The sequence below is a fragment of the Vibrio sp. 10N.237.312.B06 genome (genome assembly GCF_041464685.1).
In the GTDB taxonomy this organism is placed as follows: domain Bacteria; phylum Pseudomonadota; class Gammaproteobacteria; order Enterobacterales; family Vibrionaceae; genus Vibrio; species Vibrio tasmaniensis_A.
Window position 1 is genome coordinate 1 of record NZ_JBFSPI010000201.1, and the last position, 1,229, is coordinate 1,229.

Consider the following 1,229-nt stretch of genomic DNA (forward strand, 5'->3'; position numbering starts at 1 on the left):
GGAGGGCATTGGCATTTATCAGACAGTAAAACAGGTGCAAAAACGGTGTATCTTTGCTCACCGGTTAGGGCGTATCTAAAAGAGTGGCGAACAGAGAGTGATTATATTTTTCCTGCACGATGCCATACCAAACCGATATCTGAAGTGGCCTTGAGTTCGTTCTGGCGTAAAGTGCGCCGTTTAGCCGAGTTAGCCGGTGTGCGCCTACATGATTTACGCCACACGTACGCCAGTATTGCAATTCAATCCAACATTAATCTGACGGTGCTTAGTCGCTTACTGGGTCACGCGGATGTAGAAACGACGCTGAAATATGCCCACTTAAGCAGTCTGGATGCTTGTAAAGCGGCCTCTCATATATCAGCGACTTTGGCTAAGGGGATGCGCTCATGAGCTATATCAGACTCACTCAGAAAAAGATTAAGGATTTATTGCCCCAACCCAAAACTTATGTTGTTTGGGATACAAAGCAATATGGGTTTGGGGTGCGAGTAGGTAAAGACGCTTCCCGTTTTTATGTCATGAAGACAGGCGGTGGCAATAAGATTATAGCGCCTGTCGATAGCCTATCTCTTCGTCAGGCTCGTCAAAAAACGTTAAGCCTGATGCAGGGTAATGATAAGAGTAGGGCAATCGGGGCGATGCGTTTTGATGCATTGGTACAGGGTGAATGGTTACAAAAAGTGTGCTCAACATGGAAAACCAGCTCACAGGGAGGGGCAAGAGGGGCATTAAATAAACACTTATTACCAGAGTTTGGGCATTACCCCGTCACTCGTATTGATTCGTGTCATGTGCAGCGTTGGTTTGATGAGTTAAGCCAAGACTATGCTGGAGCGGCTAATCGCACTCTTGATGTGCTGCGTTCCATTTTTAAATATGCCGAGAGACAAGGGTATTGCTTGAAAAATCCTTGCGATGGTATCAAGCAGAACCGAAAAAAAAAGTTGAATCGCTTTTTAAGTCTGGATGAATTATCGCGACTTGAAGGGGCTTTACGAACGGTTAGTCAGCAGGGAGAAATTGAGGCGTGTTGCTGTCAGGTCATAAAGCTGGTGCTTTTGACGGGGTGTCGGATTTCAGAGGTGACGGGATTGCAATGGTCCTTTATCAAAGGAGATGAATGGCATTTGCCAGACAGTAAAACGGGGGCGAAAGTGGTTTATGTGGGTAAAGATGCTCGAAAACTCCTTTCGGAAATAGGGAAACAGTTTTTTGACTCTAATGGT

General features: G+C 45.7%; 2 protein-coding genes. Both read left to right on the forward strand.

Features of this window, described 5'->3' with window-relative positions; translation table 11 throughout:
- Positions 1 to 393: tyrosine-type recombinase/integrase (locus AB6C75_RS23520; RefSeq protein WP_372109522.1), on the forward strand; the 393-nt coding region annotated here is incomplete at its 5' end.
- A partial coding sequence (locus AB6C75_RS23525; RefSeq protein ID WP_372092144.1) for a tyrosine-type recombinase/integrase occupies positions 390 to 1,229 on the forward strand: 840 nt, incomplete at its 3' end. The genes AB6C75_RS23520 and AB6C75_RS23525, both read left to right, overlap by 4 nt.